At 45.3% G+C, this 20,471-nt stretch carries 23 protein-coding genes; 13 read left to right on the top strand and 10 right to left on the bottom strand.

Annotation, left to right across the window (positions count from 1 at the left end; translation table 11 throughout):
• Positions 1 to 3: 3 nt before the first annotated feature.
• Together trmB and G6R11_RS10390 are read right to left on the bottom strand one after the other, a co-directional pair.
• Positions 4 to 738, bottom strand: a complete 735-nt coding sequence (gene trmB / locus G6R11_RS10385; protein WP_163133016.1) for a tRNA (guanosine(46)-N7)-methyltransferase TrmB — start codon at positions 736 to 738, stop codon at positions 4 to 6.
• Positions 739 to 876: 138 nt separating this feature from the next.
• Positions 877 to 1,023 carry a DUF1272 domain-containing protein gene (locus G6R11_RS10390; RefSeq protein WP_163133017.1) on the bottom strand — a complete coding sequence of 49 codons (147 nt, stop codon included), beginning with the start codon at positions 1,021 to 1,023 and terminating at the stop codon, positions 877 to 879.
• 108 nt (positions 1,024 to 1,131) lie between these two features.
• Here G6R11_RS10390 and G6R11_RS10395 point away from each other — a divergent pair, with 108 nt between their 5' ends.
• The 6 genes from G6R11_RS10395 to G6R11_RS10420 all read left to right on the top strand — a co-directional run bounded on the left by G6R11_RS10395 (position 1,132) and on the right by G6R11_RS10420 (position 5,084).
• Positions 1,132 to 1,656, top strand: coding sequence for a type II secretion system protein (locus G6R11_RS10395; protein ID WP_255494611.1), 525 nt, complete (start codon positions 1,132 to 1,134; stop codon positions 1,654 to 1,656).
• A gap of 52 nt (positions 1,657 to 1,708) precedes the next feature.
• Positions 1,709 to 2,200 (top strand): cupin domain-containing protein, encoded by a 492-nt coding sequence (locus G6R11_RS10400; RefSeq protein ID WP_163133018.1) that lies wholly within the window; start codon positions 1,709 to 1,711, stop codon positions 2,198 to 2,200.
• Positions 2,201 to 2,211: 11 nt separating this feature from the next.
• A complete protein-coding gene (locus G6R11_RS10405; protein WP_163133019.1) occupies positions 2,212 to 3,144 on the top strand; it encodes a Gfo/Idh/MocA family protein in 933 nt (310 codons plus the stop codon).
• Positions 3,145 to 3,226: 82 nt separating this feature from the next.
• Entirely contained in the window at positions 3,227 to 3,694 is a 468-nt protein-coding gene (locus G6R11_RS10410; RefSeq protein WP_016401384.1) for an Lrp/AsnC family transcriptional regulator, read from the top strand.
• Positions 3,695 to 3,704: 10 nt separating this feature from the next.
• On the top strand, positions 3,705 to 4,763 hold the full coding sequence (gene mutY, locus G6R11_RS10415) for an A/G-specific adenine glycosylase (RefSeq protein WP_163133020.1): 1,059 nt from the start codon (positions 3,705 to 3,707) through the stop codon (positions 4,761 to 4,763).
• 48 nt (positions 4,764 to 4,811) lie between these two features.
• Positions 4,812 to 5,084 carry an oxidative damage protection protein gene (locus G6R11_RS10420; protein ID WP_016401386.1) on the top strand — a complete coding sequence of 91 codons (273 nt, stop codon included), beginning with the start codon at positions 4,812 to 4,814 and terminating at the stop codon, positions 5,082 to 5,084.
• 64 nt (positions 5,085 to 5,148) lie between these two features.
• Here G6R11_RS10420 and G6R11_RS10425 read toward each other — a convergent pair whose 3' ends face one another.
• Positions 5,149 to 5,793, bottom strand: coding sequence for a DUF4115 domain-containing protein (locus G6R11_RS10425; protein WP_163133021.1), 645 nt, complete (start codon positions 5,791 to 5,793; stop codon positions 5,149 to 5,151).
• 108 nt (positions 5,794 to 5,901) lie between these two features.
• Here G6R11_RS10425 and G6R11_RS10430 point away from each other — a divergent pair, with 108 nt between their 5' ends.
• The gene (locus G6R11_RS10430; RefSeq protein WP_163133022.1) at positions 5,902 to 6,774 is read left to right on the top strand and encodes an AEC family transporter; all 873 of its coding nucleotides are present in this window, start codon (positions 5,902 to 5,904) and stop codon (positions 6,772 to 6,774) included.
• A gap of 63 nt (positions 6,775 to 6,837) precedes the next feature.
• On the opposite strand, the gene G6R11_RS10435 is transcribed toward G6R11_RS10430, so the two are convergent.
• Positions 6,838 to 9,207 (bottom strand): fatty acid cis/trans isomerase, encoded by a 2,370-nt coding sequence (locus G6R11_RS10435; protein WP_163133023.1) that lies wholly within the window; start codon positions 9,205 to 9,207, stop codon positions 6,838 to 6,840.
• A gap of 342 nt (positions 9,208 to 9,549) precedes the next feature.
• Between G6R11_RS10435 and G6R11_RS10440 the strand changes: the two genes are divergently transcribed.
• Positions 9,550 to 9,738, top strand: a complete 189-nt coding sequence (locus tag G6R11_RS10440) for a DUF2061 domain-containing protein (protein WP_163133024.1) — start codon at positions 9,550 to 9,552, stop codon at positions 9,736 to 9,738.
• 9 nt (positions 9,739 to 9,747) lie between these two features.
• Positions 9,748 to 9,945: a DUF4250 domain-containing protein gene (locus G6R11_RS10445; protein ID WP_240352439.1), complete on the top strand. Its 198-nt coding sequence runs from the start codon at positions 9,748 to 9,750 to the stop codon at positions 9,943 to 9,945.
• 36 nt (positions 9,946 to 9,981) lie between these two features.
• Here the strand turns inward: G6R11_RS10445 and G6R11_RS10450 are convergent, their stop codons facing one another.
• Both G6R11_RS10450 and G6R11_RS10455 read right to left on the bottom strand, forming a co-directional pair.
• The gene (locus G6R11_RS10450) at positions 9,982 to 10,656 is read right to left on the bottom strand and encodes a hypothetical protein (protein ID WP_163133025.1); all 675 of its coding nucleotides are present in this window, start codon (positions 10,654 to 10,656) and stop codon (positions 9,982 to 9,984) included.
• 40 nt (positions 10,657 to 10,696) lie between these two features.
• The gene (locus tag G6R11_RS10455) at positions 10,697 to 11,410 is read right to left on the bottom strand and encodes an HAD family hydrolase (RefSeq protein WP_163133026.1); all 714 of its coding nucleotides are present in this window, start codon (positions 11,408 to 11,410) and stop codon (positions 10,697 to 10,699) included.
• 155 nt (positions 11,411 to 11,565) lie between these two features.
• Here G6R11_RS10455 and G6R11_RS10460 point away from each other — a divergent pair, with 155 nt between their 5' ends.
• A complete protein-coding gene (locus tag G6R11_RS10460) occupies positions 11,566 to 11,802 on the top strand; it encodes a DUF2375 family protein (protein WP_163133027.1) in 237 nt (78 codons plus the stop codon).
• Here the strand turns inward: G6R11_RS10460 and G6R11_RS10465 are convergent.
• Positions 11,799 to 13,268 carry an MATE family efflux transporter gene (locus G6R11_RS10465; protein WP_163133028.1) on the bottom strand — a complete coding sequence of 490 codons (1,470 nt, stop codon included), beginning with the start codon at positions 13,266 to 13,268 and terminating at the stop codon, positions 11,799 to 11,801. The genes G6R11_RS10460 and G6R11_RS10465 overlap by 4 nt on opposite strands.
• Before the next feature lie 106 nt (positions 13,269 to 13,374).
• On the bottom strand, positions 13,375 to 15,642 hold the full coding sequence (metE, locus tag G6R11_RS10470; protein ID WP_163133029.1) for a 5-methyltetrahydropteroyltriglutamate--homocysteine S-methyltransferase: 2,268 nt from the start codon (positions 15,640 to 15,642) through the stop codon (positions 13,375 to 13,377).
• Positions 15,643 to 15,910: 268 nt separating this feature from the next.
• On the opposite strand from metE, the gene G6R11_RS10475 reads away from it, so the two are divergent.
• Positions 15,911 to 16,834, top strand: a complete 924-nt coding sequence (locus G6R11_RS10475) for a LysR substrate-binding domain-containing protein (protein ID WP_163133030.1) — start codon at positions 15,911 to 15,913, stop codon at positions 16,832 to 16,834.
• Positions 16,835 to 16,978: 144 nt separating this feature from the next.
• The gene (locus G6R11_RS10480) at positions 16,979 to 17,965 is read left to right on the top strand and encodes a GGDEF domain-containing protein (RefSeq protein ID WP_163133031.1); all 987 of its coding nucleotides are present in this window, start codon (positions 16,979 to 16,981) and stop codon (positions 17,963 to 17,965) included.
• 56 nt (positions 17,966 to 18,021) lie between these two features.
• Here G6R11_RS10480 and G6R11_RS10485 read toward each other — a convergent pair whose 3' ends face one another.
• On the bottom strand, positions 18,022 to 18,795 hold the full coding sequence (locus tag G6R11_RS10485; RefSeq protein WP_163133032.1) for a YMGG-like glycine zipper-containing protein: 774 nt from the start codon (positions 18,793 to 18,795) through the stop codon (positions 18,022 to 18,024).
• 176 nt (positions 18,796 to 18,971) lie between these two features.
• On the opposite strand from G6R11_RS10485, the gene G6R11_RS10490 reads away from it, so the two are divergent.
• Complete coding sequence (locus G6R11_RS10490) at positions 18,972 to 19,913, top strand: helix-turn-helix transcriptional regulator (RefSeq protein WP_163133033.1); 942 nt, start codon at positions 18,972 to 18,974, stop codon at positions 19,911 to 19,913.
• Between the two features lie 14 nt (positions 19,914 to 19,927).
• Here G6R11_RS10490 and G6R11_RS10495 read toward each other — a convergent pair whose 3' ends face one another.
• Positions 19,928 to 20,212: a hypothetical protein gene (locus G6R11_RS10495; protein ID WP_163133034.1), complete on the bottom strand. Its 285-nt coding sequence runs from the start codon at positions 20,210 to 20,212 to the stop codon at positions 19,928 to 19,930.
• Positions 20,213 to 20,471 lie beyond the last annotated feature (259 nt).

A 20,471-nucleotide genomic window follows, 5' to 3' on the forward strand; every position in this document is an offset into this window, starting at 1 on the left:
CGACTAAGACTCGCGTGCGAAAATCAAATCCCATACACCGTGGCCTAAGCGATGGCCGCGGTTTTCAAATTTAGTTAATGGTCGCCATTCAGGACGCGGCACGTAGTCATTAGTCTCTGAGGTATTGCTATAACCCGGTGCTGCTTGCATCACTTCTAACATGTGCTCCGCGTAGTTTTCCCAGTCTGTCGCCATGTGGAATACGCCACCAATTTTTAGCTTTTTACGCAGCACTTCAACAAACTCAAGTTGCACGATACGGCGTTTGTGGTGACGCGCTTTATGCCATGGGTCAGGGAAAAATAACTGGACGGTATCTAAACTGCCATCTGGAATACTGTCATTTAATATTTCTACTGCGTCGTGCTCAAAAACACGTAAATTGGTAATGCCCGCTTCAACAGCATCTGCCATGCAAGCGCCAACACCAGGGCGGTGTACTTCAATGCCAATAAAGTTGGTTTCTGGGGCAGCAGTGGCCATTTCTACTAAAGAAGCACCCATGCCAAAGCCAATTTCTAATACCGTTTTAGCTTCGCGACCAAATACTTCTGCCAGTGAGTAGTTGTTGGCTTGATGGTCTAGACCCATTTGCGGCCAAAACTCTGTTAATGCCTTTTCTTGACGTTTAGTTAAACGGCCTTCGCGCTTAACAAAGCTGCGAATTTTACGTAGGCGTTTATCTTCAACTTGCTCTTGAGAAGCCTCAGGTGCTTGGTTTTGGTCTTGCTCGCTCATGATATTTCCAGACTAGATATTGCAGGGACATTCTAAATGTAGAACAGGGCTGGCATTATCCAAAGTTCTCGCCGTTGTGCAAGCTTTGTGCGCCAAAGCTGGCAATGTTTTACTAAGGTTATCCGCTTTAAACACTACTCACTTACCCGCTGGGTAATGGCTCAAGCTATTGCCATTAAGCCAATCAACTTCTGGCCTTATTGGTCTAGAGTAATAGCTACCACTGTAATTAGGGCAAACATTGGCTAAAACCGACTCCTCGCAATCTAAACCAAAAGTGCTCACAACAAGGAGATATTTCTAACATATCCCGCCTAGACTACTAACCTATAATAAAAAACATAATCATGTTTACGCCGAAACAGTAGGAGTAATATCCTGAAGAACTTAGCTATTTCCAAACGAGCAGGCTTTACTCTTATCGAGCTAGTATTGGTTATTGTGATTTTGGCTGTATTAAGCGTAGTCGCCTTACCTAAGTTCATCAGCTTGAGATTAGATAGCAAAGCAGCCACCCTCGAAGCCGTTGGCGGCGCGATGAGAGAGGGCTTACACTTAGTCTACAGTGAAGCGGCCTTACAAAATCAAATTAGTGGTAACGGTGAGATTGACTATTTGGGTGTTCAGCTTCCGGTTTACCAAGGTTATCCGGCGGTGGACGGCGGTAACAGTTTTCAACAACTTAACCAGCAAGTGCAAGCATGGTTAGACATAGATTCCGTAGCCTTACCCACCATTATTGCCAACAATGACGCCGCGCCATTTTTTGTTGATAAGTCAACGGCGCTAAATCGGATTTACATCTTTTTTTCAGACGATTTAGCCGATAAAAGTGTATCCTTTAACTGTCATGTCTTATACACCAATCAAGAGAATGGCAATGGCCCAAGCGTTACCGTTAAAACCACTGATTGTTGAAGCAACAACTTTACTGGCATGACTTCAACAATAGACAAAATAGGAAGATGAAATGGCGAGCAAGCCCAAATCTCGGCTATATAATGACCAAGAATTTCATGACGGAGATGCTCCGCTATACAGCGGAGATGGCTACAGCTTTAAGCAAGCGCAGGCTATGGCCACGGTGGTTTATCAACCCGCTCACCTTAACCCACAAGCTCCCGCTGGCATGGCTGGACAAGGTCGTTTAGATGGCACTTGGATTTACAGCGAAGAGCCCGATAAAGCCGAAGGCATACTCGCTAGTGGTATAGAGTTAGTGATGGACTCAAGCCTAGAGGCCAATGGCAGCATAGGTTTGCACGAACATAGCCACACCGAAGAGCTTTACTATCTGCTCAGTGGCGAACTCATCATTACCGTGATAGAAGGTGAACAACAGCAAACTCAGCAACTGAAAGTTGGTGATTCTCACTGTATTCACCCCGGCCAAAGTCACTTTGTGCAAGCTGGATCTACTGGCGCTCGTTTTATTGTGGTTGCCGCCACAGTTAACAATTAGGACATCGTAATTTGCCTTCGAACAACACGCCCACTGCCATTAACAGTGCAGCGATTATTGGCTGTAACTGGGGCTTAGTGCACTTAAATGCCTTGCAGCAAAGCCAAGTTGAGCTTAAAGCCCTACTTGATTTAGACATAAACAAAGCCCAGCACCTAGCTAAGCAACATGGCATTGCCAATGCCTGCAACGACATCAATCAGCTACCACCGGTAGATTTAGTGATTATTGCCAGTCCTGCAGCCTCGCATTTAGCGCTTATCGAGCATTTTAAGCACACTGCTATCATCTGTGAAAAGCCACTGATGGGCTTAAACGCAGCAGAGCCCTTATCCAGCTGGCCGCAAAATCTATGGGTGAACTATGCCTTTAATTACTTGGAAAGCGCCCAGCTTATCAATAATTTGTTAGAGCCAGATCAACCAGTGCAAGCTCGCTTAAGCTCACAGGTAAACTTGCCGCTTAATTTTACTTTAGAACAGTGGTTTTTAGAGACAGCTAGCCATCCCTTATCTTGGTTATTACATAAACTCGGTGAACCAAAGCAGCTCTCTGCTGAAAAACGCCAAGGGCAGCAAGATAATCAACACTTAAGCTTAAAACTGGCTTGCAAGCAGCATCAGATTGACGTGGATTTTAGTTTAGGAGGTTCTCCCGGCATCTTTCATCAAATAAGCTTAACGCAAGGCAACAATAGCATGGTCTTGCAGGGTGAATATGTACCCGGTCATGCCTGGCGTTTTGCGCCGGTATTACTTAATGGCGTAGCGCAAAACCAAGGGGAATATCACCCGCAAGATTGCTGGTTACAAGCCAATCATCGTTCTACTTCCGCCATCATAGAGCATCTACGAGGTCACATAAGCAAACAGGCATTGTTAGCCGCTGGCGGATTTAGCCCCCATAAAGCGCTTTGGTTAGAACAAAGCCTACTGGGCGAGTAGCCACACAAAGATAGCGGTTGTTTCTTAAGCTTAAGCGCGGGAAAATAGCAGCAACTTTCATTATTTGAGCAAAGCGTGAAAAATGAAACTCGATAGTAAAGACAAGTTAATACTCGATTTGCTGCAACGAGACGTAAGCATCCCGCTCAACGACATCGCCGAACGGGTGGGTTTATCGGCAACCCCTTGCTGGCGTCGAGTGCAAAAACTGGAACAAGCGGGCTTTATTCGCCACAAGGTCGCTTTGCTCGATAGAGCTAAACTCAATTTAGGGGTAACGGTGTTTGTTAGTGTGCGCACCTCGCAGCACGACCAACAATGGTTAGATCAATTTAAGCAAGCCATTCAAGACATCCCAGAGATCATAGAAGCTCACCGTATGAGTGGCAGTATCGACTACTTATTACAGGTGGTGGTGCCTAGCATTGACGACTACGACAAAGTATATAAACAACTGATTGAACGCTTGGCATTTACCGACGTAAGCTCTGCTTTTTCTATGGAAGTCATGAAATCGACAACCTCGCTGCCAACCCACTATTTAAACTAAGCAACCTTTAATGACTAACAATTTAGCAAGCTTTTCCAGCCGAGTGGTTACTTGGTATCACCAAGCTGGGCGTAAACACCTGCCTTGGCAACTAGACAAAACTCCGTATAAAGTTTGGCTGTCGGAAATCATGCTGCAACAAACTCAAGTGGCTACGGTTATTCCTTACTTTGAGCGCTTTATGCAACGCTTTCCCAAAGTGACTGACTTAGCAAATGCCGATACCGATGAAGTACTGCACCTTTGGACAGGCCTTGGCTATTACGCACGAGCCCGCAATTTGCACAAAGCCGCTAAAGTGATTGCCGAACAATATGATGGCCAGTTGCCCGAGGAAATCGAGCAAGTTATTGCCCTACCCGGCATAGGTCGCTCAACCGCTGGCGCCGTGTTGTCTTTATCCCTAGGGCAATGCCACGCCATTCTCGATGGCAACGTAAAGCGGGTACTCGCTCGCCACCAAGCGATAGCAGGTTGGCCAGGCAAAAAGCCGGTGGAAAACCAATTGTGGGAACTGGCCGAGGCCAACACGCCTAAACAGCAAACCACCGAGTACAACCAAGCAATGATGGATTTAGGCGCCATGGTCTGCACTCGCAGCAAACCTCGTTGTGAGGTTTGCCCAGTGGCCGAAGACTGCCAAGCGCTTAAGTTTCAACGTCAAGGCGACTTCCCCGGCAAAAAGCCTAAAAAGGTATTGCCAGAAAAGCCAACTCAAATGCTGATTTTGCATTGGCAGCAGGAATTTTTACTCTATCAGCGCCCCATGCAAGGGCTTTGGGGAGGGCTATATTGCTTTCCGGAAATCAGCCCTGAAGACAGTATTAGTAAATGGCTAAACCAGCAGCAAATGAGCGCTGATGCGATTTATGAGCTCACGCCACTGCGCCATACCTTTAGCCACTACCATCTAGACATTCAACCTTCACTGATAGAACTGAGTGAAGCACCTAACTTACAAGTCATGGCAGACAATCAACAACTTTGGTATAACATGCAACAAGCGCCCAAGGTTGGCTTAGCAGCCGTAACCGAAAAGCTACTAAAAATAGCACAACAAGCACTTTAATTTAGCCTCAGCCCTCGCATGAATCTGAGCAAGTAAAAAGGATCTACTATGGCTAGAACAGTATTTTGCCAACGTTTAAAGAAAGAAGCCGAAGGCTTAGATTTTCAACTGATTCCTGGTGATGTGGGCAAGCGTGTTTTTGATAACATCAGTAAAGAAGCCTGGACCGAATGGCAGAAAAAACAAACCATGTTCATCAATGAGAAAAAACTTAACTTGATGAATCAAGATGACCGCGAGCTACTGCAAGCAGAGATGGTTAAGTACCTGTTTGAAGATGGTGAAGTGGACATTGAAGGTTACACCCCGCCAAGCCAATAAACACCGTGGCTAAACGCAAAAAACAGAGCACCGGCTCTGTTTTTTTGCTTTCTATAATCAAAGATTAGCGATTAGGCGGCACTTGAAAGTATGCATTTTCAGTACCTTGGTAAGTACTTAAATCCACCTCTTTCCCTTGGTAGCTCAGCGCTACTTGCGACGGATCACTGACCGTTACCGCAAATGGAGCCTGCCCTTGCCATTGCTGATAAGCGCCAGCCTCAAGAGTTTGGTTAACTAAAGTGCGCTGCTGGCTATCAACAATACGCAGCTTAATCTCACCATTCACTCTTACACTAATAGTCGCCGGACGATAATAATGGCGCGGATAGTCATGCGGATACCAATAGTCCCAAGGATCATCTAACCAATAGATTGGCGGCGGCAATACAATAATGGGTGGCAATATCTCTTCTGGCGGGATCACTTCTTCAGGTGGTGGTGCTATAGGTAGTTCAACCTCTGGCTGGTCAAACTCGGGTAATACTTCAGCAATCGGAGGCTCAGGCTCTAACTCAGGCAATTGTTCTGGCTCTGGAAAGTCAGGCTCGGGCTCAGGGAAATCTGGCTCAGGAAAGTCCATATCCATGTCCATATCAAACTCATCTTCGGCAATTACCGCTGTTGGCATTTGGCCAGCTATAACGAGTAAGATCATAGCAAGGTAGAGCTGTTTCAACATAAGCGCCTCAAACTTTGGTGTACGCATTATTAGCCTAGCCATTCAAGCTAGTAAAAGCCACTACCACCTTTTGCTAGTTAGCCTCTTTGAGCCTTTCTGGTAAGCTTAATTCTCATTCGATGAAGGACTGATACTGTGGCTTGGCAAATTTTAAGTATTGTTGCACCGCTAATTATTATTGTTGTATTGGGCCTGATTTATGGCCGTAAACATCGCCCCGATATTAGCGCGGCAAATCGAATGAATATGGAGATATTCTGCCCAGCCTTAATTTTCTCGGTGCTGGCAAATACCCAATTAGAGCTGGCTGATTATAGCGAGCTGCTGCTAGCCTCTATTTGGGTAGTGCTGGGCTCGGGCTTGGTATTACTGCCGCTAATTAAGCCCTTAGGCCTAAAAGCACGTACCTTCTTGCCACCGATGATGTTCAACAACGCTGGTAACTTAGGGCTACCGCTGATTATTCTAGCCTTTGGCGAAGCCGCCATGCCCATCGCGGTCATTCTGTTTGTGGTTGAAATGGTCTTACACTTTTCGGTAGGGCTATATTTTATTGATACCAAAGCAAAGCTGCTTTCCACTTTGCGTATTCCGGTGATTGTTGCTGCCATTGCCGGCATAGCATGGAGTGCCTTAGAACTCTCGCTACCAAAAGTCATTGCTACGCCGGTAGAAATGCTCGGGCAAATATCGGTTCCTCTAATGCTGTTTACCTTAGGCGTGAGATTAATTGATGTAGATTTAAAAGACTGGCGTATCGGTATGATTGGCGCTATCGCCTGCCCTCTAAGTGGCTTATTGTGTGCCTTTATAGCCATAGCTGTTTTGCCGCTCAACAGCTTACAGCAATCCTGTTTAATTTTGTTTGCTGCTTTACCGCCCGCTGTACTCAACTTTATTATCGCCGAACAATATCAAATCGAACCACAACGAGTAGCCTCCATCGTTATGCTGGGAAATATCGCCAGTTTAGTGTTTATACCTTTAGCCTTACTTTGGGTACTTTAACAGCGCCTCACCATAAATAAAAAAACCAAGCGAGTCGCTTGGTTTTTTGCCAATAATTCTAGCTTAACGGTTTTCTAAGCGGCTGTAATCCAATACACCAGATTCCAGCGGCTCTGCTTGAAGATAAGCTTGATGGAGGCGGTCGCTAAATGGCCAGAAGTCATTATTGGTTCTGCGAATGCCATAGCGCTTCATGAATGCCTGGTAACCCTGCTCGTTATGCACTTGCACTAAGCTTTGTTGTAGCTGCTTTAACTCGGATTTTTCTACCTGCCAAAATGCACCAGGATATGCGCCAACTAAGCCCGGCAATACTGATATAGTGTCTTGATCTGGCAAACGGTTATTATTTTCCAAGAACAAGCTAGAAATGTTGGTATGAGCGTTATGCCTCAATAGCGTGTAATACTCAGGCTCAACTTGCTCTACATCGTCGACCTGAATAAACACCACTTGCGGTAACAGCTTAATAGCCCCGCCGCGCCAAGCACCAACTTGAATCGCAAAATCACTAACTTCTCGAGAATAATGCGGCCAGGTAATGTGATGTTTCTGGCTTAAAACTGGCGCAAGTTTCTGGCCAATCATATCAAATAGTTGTTGTTTGTAAGGCGCATCTTCGCTGTACTCAACGGCGCTTTTAAAGAAGGCCTCTTGCGGGCGAGACTCAACAAAGTCGATAATGTTTTTATCTGCTCCAACATACCAGCTTCGCAGCTCGTCATACCTTACGTCGGCAGGTAAGAACGAAGCAAAACTGCCCTCACCTTCAATACGCAAAAAGTCCATGTATAAACGGGTTACTAATTGGTGTCCTAAGTTACCGTAAGGGTCAAAGCCTGCCACCAATAGATAATGAATACGTTCAAACAAGGAGTAATCAATTACCCAAGCCGTTTTTGGTTGCCGACCTACGGTGCCTTTAACTACGCTGGCACTGTCAAAGTGGCGGAATATGGTAAGTGCGGCATTTGGGTTTTCACCATCACCATCCCACAATAAATCAAGATTAAGCAAGGTACTGTCTTGGTTGAGCCACTCATTGGCTTGCTCAATGCTCGCATTCATGTATTTGCGGTGGCGTTTAGAATAGTTAAGCCAAGCACTAATAGGCAGCACATTGCTTTGCTCAACCGAAGGCATTCTTAAATGATCACTTTGCTCAACCAAGAACTCAGCTTGTTCTTGTTCGTAGCGATTATCTGGGTTGGCGAAATAGACCCAGAAGTGGTCTTGAATAACATTTAAGGCCACTTGCCCACGACAAACAGGCCCTTTCATAAAGCCCATAATAAAGGTTTCGGCGTCATCGAGCATAAAGCGATAACGGCCGTTCACAGTAAGATCTTGGAAGGCCACAAATGGATTACCCGCCACTTTAGGCTCATAACTCGGTAAGCTATCTACTTGGGTATCTTCACCTAAAAACCACTCTATCCAGCGCTGCTGGCGAGCCTTATCTAAGCGGTATGGGATATGGGTCTTCACCACAATGGTTTCGCGCTCAGGCGCTAAGCGGTAGTAAACTCGGCTTACATCTGGGTCATCGTAAGGGCGTCGGGTCGCTATTTCATCAATGGGATTGCCCGGCGCGGTACGCGAGCGTACTAGCTTGAAAAAGGCTGGGCGAGTATTGGGGTCATCATCAAAGTACAGATGAGTAATAAACAAATGCTCGTAAATATAACGCGCCATTAGTTGCTCTTTGAGCGAATCGCCGTTTAAAAAACCCTCCCAATAAGCAACTTGCTCACCAAGTTGATTATGCGCACTTAAGTCATCGGCCATCGGGGCGCCGCTGGCTAGCCAAGCAGTCAGCGTATCGAACTCAACATCGCTTATAGCGGGTAAACCATAAGGCATGCCCCACTCAGGGTGAGAAGCTTGTACTTTAGCGTAGCCTTCAATGCCCACACATTGCTGAGCCCTATCTAAGGCAAAATCGAATGCCTCGGGATCTAAAATCTCATTGCCAGGGTCAACATAATCGCGCTTTTGCTTTAGCGCTTGATACATAACGCCTGCTTCTAAGTTTGCCTCTTCGCTTTGAATACGCTCATTTAATACTGGGTTAAAACCTTTTTGCCGCCACATTTGTGTCGATTTTGCATCGGTATATAAACGGGTGGTAGGTGCGGCGGTAAGGCGGCTGGCGTTATAAACTCGGTCGGTGGTAATACCGCGGTCAATACCCGCTGCTGAGGTTAGCTTAAGTTGGCAAGGTGCGTCGTAGCAGGCGTGACACATTACGCAGCGCTGGTCCAAAATTGGCTTAACGTCTGCCAAAAATTCAGCCGCAGGAGGGTGGTTTTCGGAATAAATACGCGTTTGTACTTCCGCTTCACCAAAGCGCTGATCAAACTGATTAACTATCACGCTGGAACAGCCTACAACAAACAGCAGCCCCCAAAACACACTAAAACGTCGAAACATAACTCTTCCCTGATACAGCCTTATTACTAGGCTCTTAACAATAGCCTAAGTATATAACAACTAAGCCACTTAGCGCGCTTCATGATTAAGCATAAGATAAAACTAAATAAAAAATATCACGGCAATTATTAACAGCTATCGCGCTAAAAAAAGCGCTCTCCCGTTCTACATTTCAAGCATTGTTCTGAGCAAGACCAGCCCAAATAACAGCTATATGAAGCGCCAAAACAAACAGCCTTTCTCAAGTTTTTTTAATTTTGCATAAATAAAATACAAAAAATCACTTGCAAACTAAATGATAATGATTATCATTTAGATATAGAAACAAACGAGGACTTAACAATGATTAAAACATTAACTTTTGCCAGCATGCATTTTACCATCGCTTTTTTGGTAACTTGGTTATTAACTGGCGACATGATGATTGGCGGCTTGGTAGCGATTGTAGAACCTGCTGTAAATAGCATCGCTTATTTTTTCCACGAAAAAGCCTGGATAAGATGGGGCTTCAACCGCCCCCAGCAAGCTTAAGGGGCAAACATGTTAGACCAACAACGCGTTCTGCATATGGACATTAATATTTTGGTAAGCATTGTAAATATGCAAATAAGAAATGAGTTTGCTAGTTTTACTGAACTTTGTAAGTTTTATGAGCTGAATCAGAAACAATTAAGCCAGCGCTTAAACCAGGCGGGTTATCAACTACAAGAGCCACAACAGCAGTTCGTTGCTGCATAAGTCACACTGCTTTACTGCCTGTTTTTAAGGCTAAGACTATTCATTATTCGCATTCATCGCACTATAAGCGCGATAAGCAAATACCAGAAAGAATGCCTCGAGAACCTGCCCAAATACTCGATTGGCAAACACCCAAACTGCGGCAGCCTGGTTGTCTAATAGCCAATGATGCAAAGCCCAAACCGGTATCATAGTTATACCCGCTACAACTACCACCCCAGCTAACAATGGCCACTTATACGCTTCTGTTTGATTCCAGCTTTCGCTAATCGCTTTAAGCGGACTACTTTTGTTGAGTACGCAGTGTAAATCTGCCACCAGTAAACGGCTGGCGATAACAATTCCCGGCAATACAAAGAAACTTAAGCCCAGCATAACTAAAGCAAAACAGATCGCCACCACTGTAAACAATAGAGGCCAAATACTTAAGGAAGCCTGAAAGCAACGCGCTATGGACCAAGGCTGTTGCTGGAACTGCGCCCGCATATACAAGATGATCGCGCCCTGATAAATCGGCTGCATTAATAGGCCGATGATCACAAACATCCAGTAATTAGCGGTAGAGGGCTCACTAGGATTCTGAACGTATTGGCTTTGCAGTGCAGCAAAAGGAACAGCAAAGGGCAAAACCATTAATGCTAATTGGGTAAAATGCTGACGATAAAAACGTAAGCTATCGGCCAACCAGTCCCATAAACCAACTATTGCCATACTGCTTCCTACACTCCTTTAGAACCACCAGCCAACAAGTTTATGCTAAACAGGTACATTGATGTAATTGATTTAACGAGGCTATTTTCCAGTTTACCTCATCCATTGGCTGATGTTCTGGCTCACTGCTAGCGTCTCGTTGTAACCACACACTGCCCATCCCTGCAGCATTAGCACCTTGTGCGTCATTCACTAGGTTGTCACCCACATAACAGCATTGCTCAACGCTTAGCTTGGCCAATTTTGCAGCTTGCTGAAAAATGCTTGGTTTAGGTTTAGCTGCACCTGCTGCTTCTGCAGTAAGAACAAACTCGAAGTAGTCTAAGAGGCCAGCAGCCCGCACTTTTCGCTGTTGCATGTCTTCGGGTCCGTTAGATACCAAGGCCAAGCGCCAACCCTGCTGTTTGAGCTGATTTAAACACGCCAAGGTATCGCCATACAAAATCGTTGCAGCAATATACTGCTGCATAAAGTATTCAAAGGCCTGCTCTGCTTTCTCATCACTTAAGCTCTTGTCTTGCAGCGCTTCTCGCGCCCGCGCTTGACGCATTTCAGCAGCACTAAGCTTGCCTTGCAAAAAAGCCGGATAATGAAGCTTTAAGGCGCGCTTCCAATGGCTTAAAGCATCATTAGTTTGCTGTGGCTGGTATTTAGAGAACAAGGCTTTAGCAGCAGTTTCGGTAGCAACGCCGTCATCCACTAAAGTATCATCTAAATCAAACATCAGCATCTTGGCTTGAATTGGCTTAATCATCGGTATTCCTTTTATTTTCAGTCAGATTAGCGGTAGGAAATAAGAAGTCAACGATTGTTTACAGCAAGTTCTACTGCTGTAATCACAAAGCTTAGTGATCTAAGTGACCAGTGCTAACGTTATACTGAGACGTAACACAATTGGAAGGACTCGTAATGAAAACTCAATCAGTTGACCTACGTGATGTTACCGTTCTTTTTTATCCAACGGATAACCCTTATCACTTGCAATCAATGCTGCTCAAAGACCAAGTGATTAACAACCAAGGCAGAGTGGTAATTGCCAGTAAACACAAGCAAGGGAAAATTATTGTTGCGGTAATAGCAGGCCAAGTGGAATTGCTTAACCTGCTGGGCGATAGGTTTAACGTAAGTCCGCTTTCAGTAGCTTAAGGCTTGGCCGCTGCGGTATCGTTTGTAGAAGCCGCCTCATCTAGCTCGGCTTCTGCACACATATAAGCTCGGCTAGAACAGAAAGGTGTGAGCGGTACACTGGGTTCTAGTGGCTGCTCTTGCTCTGCCATATGACGTTGATGCTTATTAGTGACTCTAGCCACAATGTAGTAAGCCATGCGCAGTGCCAATAACCCAAACACAACCGTTCCCAATGCTTGCCCCCCCAATACACCTAAGGGGCCAAACCACTGCCCACCTAAATAAACAAATGGGATAGTCCCTAGAGTGGCCTTACCAAAATTAAGCATGGTAGAGGTGCTTGGGTAACCAAGATTATTAAAGGCCGCATTGGCAACAAACATCGCCCCATTAAAGACAAAGCTAAAACTTATCCAAGTACAGAAGAAGCCAATCACCGTAGCGGCCTCTGCGCCAACTCCAAAGACATCTGCAATCAAGTCTTGGCCAAACAGTAAGATCAGCGACACCGTCACCACAAAGCCACCATTAAACCAAAGGGCTTTGGTTAAGGCTTCACGCACTCGAGCATAATTGTTTGCTCCAAAATTTTGGCCAACAATTGGACCAATTGCGCCGGATAAAGAGAAAATCATACCAAAAGCGACGGGCATAATTCGCCCAACTACCGCCCAACCGGCCACATAAGCATCACCAAACACCGCAATAGCTGCTGTTACATAGGCATTGCCTAAAGGCGTTGCAACATTGGTCATCATCGCGGGAGCAGCCACTTTTAAAATGGCGCGTAAATCTTGCAACCACTTGCTCCACTTAAACCCAGCAAACAGTTGATGTTTGTAAACCACCCCAGACAAAGCAACACCGGCTACCACAAAACGCGCAATTACCGAGGCAATCGCGGCGCCAGGCAAACCAAGGCCCAAGGCAAAAATGAATATTGGGTCGAGTATCGCGTTAACGCCGCCACCAGCCAAGGTAGACCACATCGCCCGCTTTGCATCTCCCACAGAGCGCAGCGCTGCACCACCACTCATGGCCAAGCCAAGAACAGGCAGAGAGGGCAGCAAAATTCTTAAGTATTCAACGGCAAGTTCATGGGTTCTGGCCTTCGCACCAATCAAGCTCAATAGTTCTGGGGCAAAATACCAAGCCAAAGCAGCAAAAGCGGCGCTGATTAAAAAGCCGGTAAACAAAATATTGGTGACTAACTGCTTGGCGCGTGCTTTGTCTTGCTGGCCAATGGCTTTAGAAACCAAAGCGGTCATGGCAATAGACAAACCGATAGAAATTGAAGTGGTAAAAAATGCGATGGTTCCGGCGTAGCCCACTGCTGCGGCAAGCTCGGCTTCACCCAACAAGCTAATAAAAAACAGATCTGCCAAATCAACCAAAAATAAAGCAGTTAAGCCAATGGCGTTAGTAGAGGACATCACTACGATATGGCGAAAAATGTCACCAGAAACGAACTTTGCCTTTGGCATAGAAATTCTCGAAACAACAGGGTAATTTCTAGTGTAGGCGCTAATCAAAACGAAGTCATTGGAGAAATAGCCCCTTAATTTAAGGGGCTATTTTTTGGCAGCGAACTTAAGCGAGGCTAGTCCGTAACTCTTTAGTCGCTAGCACCATGTTATTGAGGGCGGCTTCGGTTTCCTGCCAGTTACGGGTTTTTAAGCCGCAATCTGGATTCACCCACAAGCGCTGCAAAGGGATCCATTGAGCGGCTTTGTCGATCAAAGATTTAATCTCATTGATACTAGGAATGTTTGGCGAGTGAATATCATAAACACCCGGACCAATCTCATTGGGGTACTCAAAGTGCTCAAACGCTTGCAGCAAGCTCATCGCCGAGCGCGAGGTCTCAATGGTTAATACGTCGGCATCAAGCGCTGCCACAGCCGGCATTATGTCGTTAAACTCGCTGTAACACATATGAGTGTGGACCTGTGTTTCAGGTTTGGCGCTGGCTGCAGAGAGCTTAAAGGCCGATACCGCCCAACTTAAGTAATCGTCCCACTGGCTGCGTTTAAGCGGCATGCCTTCACGAATCGCCGGTTCATCAATTTGAATCACTTGAATGCCCGCTTGCTGCAGCTCCGCCACTTCATCATTAAGTGCTAACGCGATTTGTTCAGCAATTTGGGCGCGGCTAAGATCTTCGCGGGCAAAGCTCCAAGTTAAAATGGTTACAGGGCCAGTTAACATGCCTTTTACGGGCTTGTTAGTTAATGATTGCGCATAACGACTCCACTCAACGGTGAGTGGTTTGGCGCGTTCAATATCATCAACAATAATGGCTGGTTTCACGCAGCGCGAGCCATAACTTTGCACCCAGCCAAAACGGCTAGCAATAAAGCCATCTAAGAGCTCGGCAAAATACTCCACCATGTCGTTGCGTTCTGCTTCACCATGCACCAATACATCAAGATCTAAACGTTCTTGGCGCTCAATGGCATCTTTAATGTGCAAGGCTAATGCTGCATCGTAATCTGCTTGGCTTAGTTGCCCCATTTTATACTCACGACGCTGACGACGGATCTCGTTGGTTTGCGGGAAGGAGCCAATAGTGGTGGTTGGCAAAGGCGGTAATTGTAAACTTTGCTGTTGAATCTTTTGCCGTTGATCAAAGCTTAAATCCCTCTCGCGTTCTGCCGGTGTTAAAGCGCCAATTCGCTGCTGCAAGCGAGAATTGTGTTTGCTGCTAAGGTTTTGCAAGGCAGCACTGTATTGTCGAGACAGGCGCAATGCGTCGGCTTCACCGCTCAAAGCTTCATCGAGTATTTGCAGTTCAGTCAGTTTTTGCTCGGCAAAGGCTAAGCGGTACTTAGCATCACCTAAATCTGTTTCCGCCTCTAAATCTAGCGGGCTATGCAACAATGAACAAGATGAAGCAAACCATAAACGCTCCCCTAAGTGAACTTTAAGCGAACTATAATTCTCAATAAGCTCAGGCAAGTTAGCCCGCCACACATTGCGGCCATTAATCACCCCAGCCGACAATACCCACTCTTTAGGTAACCAAGTAAGTACTTGCTCTAACTGCTGTGGCGCGACGCATAAATCTAGGTGCAAGCCATCTACTGCCAATTGCTGAATTACTTCTGCGTTATCCAGTACATCGGCAAAATAACTGGTTAATAGCACTTTAGTTGGGCTAATACTCGTTTGGTAAGCAGCTAACAAGGCATCTTGCCATTGGGCGTCCAGCTCTAAACCCAATATGGGCTCATCAACTTGAAGCCACTCTACGCCCAAAGCAGCGATGCGCTGGAAAATCTCACGGTAAACCGTTAATAACTGGGGGAGCAAGGACAAACGCTCAAAGCCATCAGCGGCTTGGTCATCATTTTTGCCCAAATATAAGTATGAAACTGGCCCCAAAATAACCGGTTTGACCGCATGGCCTTGGTCAAACGCTTCGCGAATCTCATCAAATAATTGTGTCCACTGTAAGCTAAATTCGCTGTCTTCAGAGAACTCGGGGACAATGTAATGATAATTAGTGTTAAACCACTTACTCATGTCAGACGCAGCATGATTACAGCCGCAGCCCTGTTGTCCTCGAGCAACCGCAAACATGCTATCTAAGCTAATTTGTTCAGATTGATGACGCTTGGGCAGGTTGCCTAACAGTAATGAGGTATTTAGTACTTGGTCGTACCAAGCAAAGTCTCCTACGGTAACCCAAGCTTGGCCACTGCCTTTTTGGGCTTGCCAATTTTGTTGGCGAATGTCTTTACCCACTTGCAATAAATCTTGCTGTGAAGACTCACCACGCCAGTAACTTTCTAGTGCAAATTTTAGCTCTCGTTGCTTACCAATTCTTGGGTATCCCAATACGTGAGTAGTGCTCATGTCTATATCCTTTTAGCCGTCTAGATGTGTAAATCCATATTGACCAGAGCTAAAGCACAACACAATTGAAAAGCCATCAAGTTAAATTGAATTTCTCTCAAGTAAAGATGAGGTACAACCTAAACATAGCCTTGATAATCTCTAACCAAGCCCGTGATATTGAAAAAAATTCAAGTTAAAGCATCTAAGCCGCTGGGGATATATACAAACGAGTGCGCTCTACCTAAGCTGCCAATTCATCAAGCCAATCAGGGAGCTAGCCAGCTAAATGTTAGAAATAAAGCATTTACGTTGCATACAAGCCATTGCATCTAGCTCTTCACTTAAGGCGGCTGCCACAAAGTTATTTATTAGCGATTCAGCCTTGTCTCATCAGCTCAAAGATCTTGAACAACGGATCAATGCTCACTTAGTCATAAGAAAGCAACAGCCCTTACAGCTAACCCAACACGGCCAACAATTGCTTCAACTAGCCGCGAAAGTATTACCTTTAATTGAACAAACAGAGCAACAATTTAGCGCAGCCCAAGGCCAGCAAACTCGCCTAAACATTAGTGTTGATTGCCATGCTTGTTTTCAATGGCTACTGCCAGCTTTACAGCAGTTCCAGCAAGCTTGGCCAGAAGTAAGTAGCCACTTTTGCCAAGACAAAGACTACAACGGGCTACCCTTACTGCAGCGCGGTGAAGCCGACCTTCTGCTCACCTCAGAAGTTAGCCCAGAAGATCAAATCCATTTTGAGCCTTTGTTCGAATATGAAATGGTGCTGATTTGCCCGCCGCAACACCGCCTAACCGAGCAAACTAGCGTAAGTGCGGCTCAGTTAAGTGAAGAAACTATTATCTGTTACCCGGTCACACCACAGCGTTTGGACCTTTATCGCTACATATTGCAACCCAGCCAGGTATCGGTAAAACAATGGAAACATGCCGACAACCCCGCCATGTTATTGCAGATGGTCGCCGCGGGGATGGGTGTCGCAGCCATGCCGTATTGGGCAGTTGAACATTATGTACAGCAGCAATTTGTTCACTTACTCTCCTTCGAACAAGCTTTATGGCGGCCAATGTATGCAGCATATAACCAGCACCGGCAATCTAGCCCTACTTTAAACAGTTTTATTGAACTAATTTTGCAACAAGCGTTAATGCAACTAAAGGGCACTAGAAGCTTGAGCTTTAATCAAAATTAAGCCGTAATTTGATTTGACGAATCAGCCAAAAAGAGTTTACTTTTAATAACATAAGGAAAACACCCTAGCGCGTATCTTCACTTTTTGGCAAAGGTTTTTACGATGGTCTCAGACTGGTCTCCAGCCGAATTTACAGAAAGAAAAATGAGCCTTGTCATGCATTTGGCGGGCTTTATACCTAGCGCTTACTTTTCAATTACTCATTTAGTGAATGGCGTATTTTGGTATGGCTTGGTGGTGCTTCCTTGCGCTTTCGCTATTTTAGTTTCACTGTTTTTCTTGTTTACTCAACCTGAGTCAAATCGCTATAAAACTGCCGATGTTTGGTTCTTGTTATTAGCCATACCACCAGTGTTATTGGCGCTAACCCAATCGAACATGCATGGGGAGTTTTTTGTTCCCGCGCTGATATTGGCTTGTTTCATCCACCTACCGCTGCAAATGGCAGAACGACTGGTGTTGGCGGTCAGTATTTTAGCAATAATTCTTGGCGTTCATCACTTGGGTATTCACCAAGGAATACGTTTTAGCATTGGCGTAGTGGCATCACACATCTTTGCCTGGGGCCTAGCACGGGTTTTGGTTAAACAAAACAATGAGCTAAAAGAGCTCGCCTTTAAAGACTCACTCACGCGTTGTTATAACCGCCGAGCACTGTTTGATGAATTGCTAAAGGCTACCCAACAACATAAACGCAGTGGTATACCAGCAAGTATTATTTTGCTGGACCTAGACCACTTTAAAGCGATTAATGATCAACATGGCCACAACGTGGGTGACCAAATATTGGTATGGTTTGCTCACTTTTTGCAGCAAAACACTCGCGTAAATGACCGCGTGTTTCGCTACGGTGGCGAAGAGTTTCTTATTTTATTGCATGACGCTAAGTTTGATATGGCCTATCAAACCAGTGAAAAGCTGGTGTCTAAAATTAAGGGCTTAAAGGCTCCAAACCAATTGTCTATAAGTTTTAGCGCCGGTATTGCAACAATACAAACCGATGAAAACATCGACGACTGGATAGAACGTGCTGACCAAGGTTTGTATCAAGCCAAACAAGCGGGAAGAAGGCAAACTTGGCCCAGTCAGTTTTTAAGTGTTGAAGCTAATATACAAAAAGAGCCTATTTAAACCGCGAGTTTAAATAGGCCGAAATAACACGCACTAGACTTACCTTTGAAGCTTACCTAGCCCATCTTGCTAAAGCGGTAAGATTGAATCATTTTCTCTTCACTACCTTGCTGCGAGTAGGTTTCTACAATCCATAGTTGCGGGCTTACCACGCGTAACTCCATACGCATATTGGCTGTAGTCACTTGGCTCAAAGGATAGTAGCTAAAACGGTTCATGCCCGCTTGAAACTCGCCCGCATACACCACGTCATTTTCAAGGTTAGAGGCACTCACACTTAGCTGATGACCTTGCTGTTGGTTATAGCTAATGGTTGTGCTGGCTTGTAACTCAACATTCTCGCCTGCCACCTCTAACTGCTCTAATTCTACCGTAGCTGCGTCACTTTCCAGCATTTTACCGCGAGCAAGGCCCTGCGCTTCGATGGTGCTACCATCTGGGTTTATCGCCCAAACGTTTACCTGCCATTGACCCAGCAGTTTGTTCAGATGCTCACCTTGATTGGCGGTAGCATTGTCACCATTCATAATCACGGTATTTGGCTGGGCTATCGCTTCTGCTGTTGTATCGGTACGGCGATTCTCATGGCTATTTTCATAATCGCGCATTGCGCCACTAACACCACCTGCTGCGGCACCAACTGCTGCACCTTTTACAGCTAGCTCAGCATCACCGGTTACTGCTCCCATAACTAAACCTAATACGGCTCCGCCTACTGCGCCAGTTTTCATTCCTTGGTTAGGATCAGGCTCGCCATCCGTTGAGGCGCAGCCAGCAAGCATGGTGCTTGCAAGTAAAACGACACTAATAGAGCTTCCGATTTTGTTCATTCATGGTTCTCGCTGTTGCTAAAAAATATGCAGGTAAGATAAAGCAAGGCGCAAACAAACATCAGGGCATGCCAAAAGTTTTTTTTATTTGCCTATGCCTAGCAGGAAGGAATTGGGCGAAGTGACAACAACTTGCTAGAATAAACCACATAATAACAATTACTTGATGACCCTAAATGGCTGACTTCCAAGACATTGCCGACTATTTGCAAACAAAGCGTAACCAAGCAGGGCTAACCCAAGAGCAACTTTGCCAAGTATTAGCGGCCTTTAGCCCTGAGTTTAGTGAGCTGGATGCGCTGGCAGTGAGCCGCTGGGAAAGAGGAAAAGTAGAACCGAGTTTAAATCGACAACTGGAGATTATTCGCTACTTTGGCGATGAAGCTTACAAGATTTTTACCGCCAGCAGTTTTCGCTCAAAAAACCTTCCCAGTAATCAGGCGATGAACAAAGTATTAGAAGCTCGCGCCAAGTTTAAGCATTACTTAGGTGCTCACCCTTATCTACCACAAGGCGAAGTAAATTTTGAGCGAGTCACACCGCCTCACCCACTTGCTCAATACAGTACACAACATTTAAGTAATTACATAGACAATCTCACCTATAGCTATGAGCATTGGGACAGTTCTTGGCTAGAGTCACTGCAAAACCATCCCGCTGCAGAAGTTAGCTACTACTTCTACCTTGGCCAGTTAGCCGGGCACTGTTTCGCATTAAAAATAAAACAGCCCTACTTTGAGCAACTGTTGGATAAGAGCTTAGATGAGTCCGACGTAAGCGAAGAAATGTTAGCAGGCAACAATGAACCTGCCAGTTTATATATCTACTCCATATATACGGGGCGAGTAAACGCCATCACCCAAGTTTACGAAAACTTATTTAAAGCTTTCATCATGAATACTTCGCTAAGCTATATTGGCATTAGAGTTCGCCGTGACATCGCTTTTGTGATGCTAGAAAACGTACCACACACCATTGAAGAGATAGGCCCACCAAGTGACAACCGCAATGTGGGCATTAAGCATCGCGGTAAGCGCTATCAGTACGTAACCTGTAGGATAGAACGACAAGCGCTATTTAACTCACCAGTATTTTTAAATATCTTGAGAAGTGATTAACAAAGTATAAGCAGCTACTGAATCGCTAAGCTCTCTTGTTCTTTACGCCACAAACGATGACCACAAGCAAGACAAACGCACTCCCGGCGGTGATCCATAAGGCTTTCCAAGCCATACTCCCAGGTTTGGTCGCTATTGCAATGAATACAACGAATAGTATTGGTATCGTCGGTTTTTTCAGGGTAGCGTGCCTGATAATCATTTAAAGTAGGTAAACGAGCCCACACTCTTTCACTACTATCACGGCGATTAAAAAACAGCACTACCGCACCGAGTAATATTAGTAACAGCTGAAACACACCACCTGCCTTGGTTTTTTTTAAGCTTAAGTTCTTATTTTCGAACCCAATTTCTGCAACAGATCCTTGCTTAGAAAACATTTGAAATCAACCTACTTGTTAACAAAACCACCATTAACAGCAAAATGCCACCGGCACTGCTGTTACATATTGTTTACGTTTCCATAACTGCGCATAGTACAAAAACTTTGTTACGCTAAAACTACCTAAGATGGTAATTTGTCAGATGTCGCGTATATACTTATGTCCAGATTTTATA

The sequence above is a fragment of the Agarivorans sp. Alg241-V36 genome, from assembly GCF_900537085.1.
Lineage (GTDB): Bacteria > Pseudomonadota > Gammaproteobacteria > Enterobacterales > Celerinatantimonadaceae > Agarivorans.

Coding starts and splice junctions, on each gene's coding strand:
- G6R11_RS10440 (WP_163133024.1), top strand. CDS start 9,550: ATGATTAAAACATTAACTTTTGCCAGCATGCATTTTACCATCGCTTTT.
- mutY (WP_163133020.1), top strand. CDS start 3,705: ATGACTAACAATTTAGCAAGCTTTTCCAGCCGAGTGGTTACTTGGTAT.
- G6R11_RS10475 (WP_163133030.1), top strand. CDS start 15,911: ATGTTAGAAATAAAGCATTTACGTTGCATACAAGCCATTGCATCTAGC.
- G6R11_RS10455 (WP_163133026.1), bottom strand. CDS start 11,410: ATGATTAAGCCAATTCAAGCCAAGATGCTGATGTTTGATTTAGATGAT.
- G6R11_RS10400 (WP_163133018.1), top strand. CDS start 1,709: ATGGCGAGCAAGCCCAAATCTCGGCTATATAATGACCAAGAATTTCAT.
- G6R11_RS10490 (WP_163133033.1), top strand. CDS start 18,972: ATGGCTGACTTCCAAGACATTGCCGACTATTTGCAAACAAAGCGTAAC.
- G6R11_RS10425 (WP_163133021.1), bottom strand. CDS start 5,793: ATGCGTACACCAAAGTTTGAGGCGCTTATGTTGAAACAGCTCTACCTT.
- G6R11_RS10420 (WP_016401386.1), top strand. CDS start 4,812: ATGGCTAGAACAGTATTTTGCCAACGTTTAAAGAAAGAAGCCGAAGGC.
- G6R11_RS10410 (WP_016401384.1), top strand. CDS start 3,227: ATGAAACTCGATAGTAAAGACAAGTTAATACTCGATTTGCTGCAACGA.
- G6R11_RS10460 (WP_163133027.1), top strand. CDS start 11,566: ATGAAAACTCAATCAGTTGACCTACGTGATGTTACCGTTCTTTTTTAT.
- trmB (WP_163133016.1), bottom strand. CDS start 738: ATGAGCGAGCAAGACCAAAACCAAGCACCTGAGGCTTCTCAAGAGCAA.
- metE (WP_163133029.1), bottom strand. CDS start 15,642: ATGAGCACTACTCACGTATTGGGATACCCAAGAATTGGTAAGCAACGA.
- G6R11_RS10485 (WP_163133032.1), bottom strand. CDS start 18,795: ATGAACAAAATCGGAAGCTCTATTAGTGTCGTTTTACTTGCAAGCACC.
- G6R11_RS10435 (WP_163133023.1), bottom strand. CDS start 9,207: ATGTTTCGACGTTTTAGTGTGTTTTGGGGGCTGCTGTTTGTTGTAGGC.
- G6R11_RS10450 (WP_163133025.1), bottom strand. CDS start 10,656: ATGGCAATAGTTGGTTTATGGGACTGGTTGGCCGATAGCTTACGTTTT.
- G6R11_RS10465 (WP_163133028.1), bottom strand. CDS start 13,268: ATGCCAAAGGCAAAGTTCGTTTCTGGTGACATTTTTCGCCATATCGTA.
- G6R11_RS10480 (WP_163133031.1), top strand. CDS start 16,979: ATGAGCCTTGTCATGCATTTGGCGGGCTTTATACCTAGCGCTTACTTT.
- G6R11_RS10445 (WP_240352439.1), top strand. CDS start 9,748: ATGTTAGACCAACAACGCGTTCTGCATATGGACATTAATATTTTGGTA.